The sequence below is a fragment of the Nonomuraea sp. NPDC001684 genome (assembly GCF_053596515.1).
Map to the genome: position 1 here is coordinate 1 of NZ_JBSFGJ010000555.1, position 5,432 is coordinate 5,432.

Sequence of the window (5,432 nt, forward strand, 5' to 3'; positions counted from 1 at the left end):
GCTCAGCCTCTTCGACTACGACGACAAGGACGACGAGGTCGTCGGCGTGCCCGACCCGCGGATCGTGATCTCGGCGGGGGACATCTTCGACGAGGACCACGTCGCCTCCCAGGGCACCGACCCGTGACCGTCAGGCGGCCGGTGGTCAGGGGGCCCTCGCCGCCCCCTGACCGGCCCGTCGTCAGGCGGGCAGGACGTTCTGGGGGTACTCGCCCTCGTAGTTGCCCGGGTTCTCGAAGACGAACACGATGTAGGTCTCGAACCCGTCGGGGCCCTGGCCGGCGACGCGGGCCGCGCCGACCCTCCTGGTGTCCTTCCAGACGAGCTGGCTGAAGTGGCCGGTCTTGGCCGGGTCGCCCGGCGGGTTCGCCCAGTTGTAGTCGGCGATCTCGTTGTACCAGGCGGTCACGGCGTCGCCGGCGGTCTTCGGCGTGGAGCCGGAGGACATGCCCCAGAAGATGTTCTCGCCGGTGGTGTCGCGCAGGCCGTCGTGGCCGGCCGACAGCTTCGCGTACTCCGAGCGCGAGGACGCGCGCTCCTTGGCGTACTCGACGAGCTTGGCGTCCATCTCCATGGGGGGCGCGTGGTGCTTGGCGCGGTAGGCGTTGGCCTCGTTCAGTGCCTCGGCCAGGAAGCTGTCGCTGGTCGCGTCCGGAAGAGCGGGACGGGTTCCGGCCATCACGATCACCTCGTCGTGAACGGGAGAAGTGGGGACCACCGAAGCCTGCGCCCGGGCGGGCCGCCGGTCAACGTCCGGATGCGGCCAGGGGGCCCCGGCGAAAGGGCCGAATGAATTCCTGCCGTTGATTCTGAAATCATATCCGGCGTGCTAGATTCGGGAGGCTTTAATGCTCGGGTAAGCATGAATTCCTGCTCATTGGAGAATGATGAGATCGCTGGTCGTCGAGCGTATTGAGATATTCGTCGTGGAATTGCCGTCCATCCGTTCGTTCAGCATTTCAGGCGGAAACGTCACCACCGAGGGGAAGCCCGCCGAGCGGGTTCTCGTCAAGGTGACGGCCGGCGGGGTGACCGGCTGGGGCGAGGCCACGCCGACGCCCGCCTGGACGTACGAGACCGTGGAGTCGATCTCGACGACGATCGCCGGCTACCTGGCCCCCGCCCTCCTCGGCCGCCCCGCCTGGGACCTGGACGGCGCCTGCGCGGCCTACGAGAAGGTGATCAACCGCGGGCTGACGATCGGGTCGCCCATCGCCAAGTCCGCGCTCGACATCGCCCTGCACGACCTGCTCGGCCGGGCCCTCGGGGTGCCCGTCGGCGTGCTGTGGGGCCAGCGCCGCCGCGACCGGATCACGCTCGGCTGGATCGTGGCCGGTCAGACGCCCGGCGAGGTGCGGCAGGCGGTCGAGGAAGGGCGGGCGGAAGGCTACCACGCGTTCAAGGTCAAGGTCGGCCTGCACGACGAGGCGACGGACCTGTCCGTCGTCGCCGCCGTCAGGGAGGCGGCCCCCGACGCCCCGCTGTGGGTGGACGCCAACCAGGCCTACACCGTGGACGGCGCGCTGCGCATGGCCCGCCGGCTGGCCGACCTGGACGTCACGGCGTTCGAGCAGCCGCTGCCCGCCAACGACGTCACCGGGCTGCGCCGCCTGCGCGACCACAGCCCGCTCCCGGTCGCGCTCGACGAGAGCCTGCGCCACCCCTCCGACCTGGCCACGTTCGTCAAGCTCGACGCCGTCGACATCGCCATCGCCAAGGTGCAGCGGTCGGGCGGGCTGACGTTGTCGCGCCGGCTGTGCCAGTTGGCCGAGGACGCCGGGCTGCGCATCATGGGCTCGGGGCTGACGGACACCGACCTGGGGTTCGCCGCCTCGCTGCACCTGTTCGCGGCGTTCGGCGTGGACACCCCGGTCGACCTCAACGGCCGCCAGTTCGTGCACTCGGCGTACGTCGGCGGCCCGACGGTGGAGGTCTCGGACGGGACGGCCCTGGTGCCCACCGGCCCCGGCCTCGGCGTCGAGGTGGACGAGAACGCCGTCCGCGCCCTGTCCACGGCCCACTGGACCGTCTGACGAACGAGAACCGGGACCGGGACACACGTCCCGGCCCCGTCCCGCGCGACGGTTGGTGACTACGGAGCCCGGACAGGTTGACACGAGCGCATCCGGCCTGCGGCAATCGCCCCGGGCCTCGTAGGCCAGGACTGCACTGGGGCGGCCCAACGCTTGGCTTGCCCGTCACCATGCTGACGCTGTCAGTGTCGTCACGCGCGAGCGAACGGGCCTATAGCGGCTCCACAGCGGATCCAAAGCGGGAGCGGGCATAGTCGGTGATCAGCCCGTCCGGCTGGACGCGGCAAGCGGTTCACCGGCGCCGGCCAAGGGCGCCGGCGGGCCCGAAGCCGATTGTCTGGACGGCCGAAGGGGCTGGCTGACAATCAGCGGTTCGGTGAGGCTGAGGTCCCGCCGGCGACGCGGGGGAGTGTCGATGCGGCGGCTGACCGGACGGGGCGGCCCGCGTTGTGCACTGAATCCGTGCCCGCCCCGGGGGCGGTCGGGAGGTCGTACATCAACAGCGACGAGAGGTGACGGCATGACCAAGACGACGCTCAGAATCACCGCGATCGGGCTGCTGACCGCAGTCGGACTCGCCCTGGCCGCCGGCCCCGCAGCCGCCAAGGAGGAACCCTGGCCCAGCTCGGGCGGGATCGCCCCGATGGGCGACGACTACTGGCCGCACAGCGGCGGGTGAGGTGTGCGACCCGGGCCGGACTTCCGGCACGAACCCTGATGCGCGGACGAAGTGATGGCATATGCGGCGGCGAACCGTCGCTGCGAATCCGCGGGCGCTCGACTTCCGAAGATCAGACAAACACGGGACGGTGTCATGCTCAAACTCAAGGCCGTGATCGCAGCGATCGTCATGGCGCTCCTCGCCAATTCGTTGATCGTGACCCCGGCCGCTCATGCGGCCACCAGCGGTGAATGGAAGACGTACGGCCCCTACAGCTTCGTGTTCGACCTCCCGAACAAGCTGTGCATGCTGTCCATCTCCGACGGCAAGACCTATGAGGGGAACTGCGCGCAAGGCGGCACCAGAGCCCGTTGGCACGTCCGCTACAACACGGTCACCCACATGGTCGTACTCCACAACGTCAACTACGACAAATGTCTGAATGTCGACAGCAGCTTCACCGTCAGCACCGGCCCCTGCGGCAACGTCTGGAGCCAGCAATTCAACGAGGAAAAGATCTCGGACGGCACCAGTCAACACAGTGGCCGCTATTGGTACCATCCGGTGGCTGACGCGAGCAAATGCCTCCTGAGAGGCTGGCGCGTCGGCTCCTGCAGCGAAAACGGCGCCATATATTATCAATACTACAATGCGCCGTAAGTAACCTCTGTGGCGGCCCGATGAATGGGGGCCCCGCTGCGTGTGCCGTCCACGAGCGGGGCCCTTGCACCCCCTTCGCATGGAGAGTGCCGCGGGATCGGGCCGGGCTTCGGTCTCAGCGCAGCCAGTCGTCCAGGTGTGCGGCGACGAAGTCGTCGTCCACCAGCCACGGATAGGCCGCGCTCACCCGCGCGATCTCCTCGGCCTGCCCCGGTGACAGGCCCTCGTCCGGGGCCAGGCACCACGTCCCGGCCAGCAGGCCCTGGCGGCGCAGCACCTCGTGCACCCCGGCGATGCAGCCGCGGAAGCCGCCCGCCACGTCGAACACCGCGCCGTTGGCGTCGGTGAGGTCGCCGGCGCGGGCCAGCAGGGAACGCAGCACCTCGTCGTCCCCCGCCCACGCCCGGCGCACCTCGTCGAACATGAGCACCGCCGCCCGCGTCCACACCGCCCACTGGCCGAGCAGCCCGCCGACGATCCGGCGGCCCGCGACGGGGGAGAGCAGGTCGGCCAGGATGTTGTCGTCGTTGCCGGTGTAGAGCGCGATGTCGTCGCCGCGCCCGGACGCCGCCACCGCCCTGACCACGTCGAGCGTGCGATACCGGTCGAAGGGCGCCATCTTGATCGCCACCACCGACTCCTGCTCGCTCAGCGACCGCCAGAACGACGGGCCGAGCCGGCGTCCGCCCACCGCCTCCTGGAGGTAGAAGCCGATCACCGGCAGCACCTCGCCCACCGCCCTGGCCCGCGCCAGCAGCTCCGGCTCGCCCGCCCCGGGCACCTGGGGCGACAGCAGCACGGCGTGGTAGCCCAGCGAGGCGGCGAGCTCGGCCTCCGCCACGGCCTGGGCGGTGTCGCCGCACGCGCCCGCGACCATGACGAACGGCCGCCCCGCCTCCTTCGCCACGACCTCGGCGGCCAGCTCCAGCACCGGCCGCAGCAGCCCCGCCCGGCGGATCTCGAACTGCGTCGTGTGCACCGCCACGGCCGCGCCGCCCGCTCCCGAGGCCAGGTAGTAGCGGGTGAGCGCGCGCTGGCGGCGCTCGTCCAGGACGCGCCCGGCGGTCAGCGCCAGCGGGTGGGCGGGGATGACCGTCCCCTCCCGCAGCAGGCCGATCGGCATGTCAGAACCTCCCGTCGCGTACCGCGAACTTGGTCGGCTTGCCCGACAGGGGCAGCCCGCGCGACAGCCAGCCGGCCTGCCACCCGATCAGGGTGTCCAGCGGCACGTCCGGGTAGCCGAACAGGCCGTGGCAGCGCGAGGCGTCGCTGAGCAGCGCGGTGCCGCTCTCGCCGCCGGTGAAGGACGCCCTCGTCCCCATCGCGGCGGCCAGCCGGGCCGCCGTGCGCCGCACCGAGGCGGTCTCCGGGCCGGTCAGGTTCAGGGTGAACGCCTCCGGGGCGCGCGCGTGGCGCAACGACCGCAGCGCGACCTCGTTCGCGTACCCCTGCCAGACGACGTTGACGTGCCCGGTGGTGAGGTCCACCGGCTCGCCCGCCGCCACGGTGGCCGCGAGGTCGGCCAGCACGCCGTAGCGCAGGTCCACCGCGTAGTTCAGGCGCAGGATCGCGACCCTGGTGCCGTACGCCGCGGCGGCGTGCTCGAAGACGCGTTCCCGGCCCAGGCAGCTCATCGCGTACTCGCCCACCGGGTCCGGCCGGTCCTCCTCGGCGCTGCCGCCGCCGGCCACGTCCACCAGCGGGTACACGTTGCCGGTGGAGAACACCGCGATCGCCGAGTCGCGGTAGCGCCTGGCCACGGCGGCCGGCAGCGCCGCGTTGACCGCCCACGCCTGGTACGGCGCCGCCGACGTGCCGAACTTGGCGCCCGCCATGAACACGACGTTGGCCGCGTCCGGCAGCCCGGCCAGGTCGCCGCCGGACATCAGGTCGGCGGCGACCACCTCGACGCCCTCGTCGGCCAGCGCCCGCGCCGCCCGGCCGTCCGACCAGCGGGACACGGCGTACACGCGGGCCGAGCCGCGGCCCGCCGCCTCCAGGGCCCGCCGGGCCAGCCGGACCACGACCTTGGTCTGGACCTTCTGCGAGTCGTCCGCGTCCGTGGCCCACGGCCACCT

The 5,432-nt window shown here is 71.4% G+C and carries 6 protein-coding genes; 3 read left to right on the top strand and 3 right to left on the bottom strand.

The features are described from left to right. Positions 1-181: 181 nt before the first annotated feature. Complete coding sequence (locus tag ACWCSD_RS46905; RefSeq protein WP_358293417.1) at positions 182-679, bottom strand: CAP family protein; 498 nt, start codon at positions 677-679, stop codon at positions 182-184. 247 nt (positions 680-926) lie between these two features. On the opposite strand from ACWCSD_RS46905, the gene ACWCSD_RS46910 reads away from it, so the two are divergent. The 3 genes from ACWCSD_RS46910 to ACWCSD_RS46920 all read left to right on the top strand — a co-directional run bounded on the left by ACWCSD_RS46910 (position 927) and on the right by ACWCSD_RS46920 (position 3,354). Then, entirely contained in the window at positions 927-2,033 is a 1,107-nt protein-coding gene (locus ACWCSD_RS46910) for a mandelate racemase/muconate lactonizing enzyme family protein (RefSeq protein ID WP_364334226.1), read from the top strand. A gap of 520 nt (positions 2,034-2,553) precedes the next feature. Beyond that, positions 2,554-2,712, top strand: a complete 159-nt coding sequence (locus ACWCSD_RS46915; protein ID WP_449925347.1) for a hypothetical protein — start codon at positions 2,554-2,556, stop codon at positions 2,710-2,712. A gap of 135 nt (positions 2,713-2,847) precedes the next feature. Then, entirely contained in the window at positions 2,848-3,354 is a 507-nt protein-coding gene (locus ACWCSD_RS46920; protein WP_397164071.1) for a hypothetical protein, read from the top strand. 115 nt (positions 3,355-3,469) lie between these two features. On the opposite strand, the gene ACWCSD_RS46925 is transcribed toward ACWCSD_RS46920, so the two are convergent. Both ACWCSD_RS46925 and ACWCSD_RS46930 read right to left on the bottom strand, forming a co-directional pair. Continuing rightward, positions 3,470-4,477: a dihydrodipicolinate synthase family protein gene (locus ACWCSD_RS46925; protein ID WP_449925350.1), complete on the bottom strand. Its 1,008-nt coding sequence runs from the start codon at positions 4,475-4,477 to the stop codon at positions 3,470-3,472. A 1-nt stretch (position 4,478) separates the two neighbouring features. Further along, the coding region (locus tag ACWCSD_RS46930) for an NAD-dependent epimerase/dehydratase family protein (RefSeq protein WP_449925353.1) at positions 4,479-5,432 on the bottom strand (954 nt) is incomplete at its 5' end.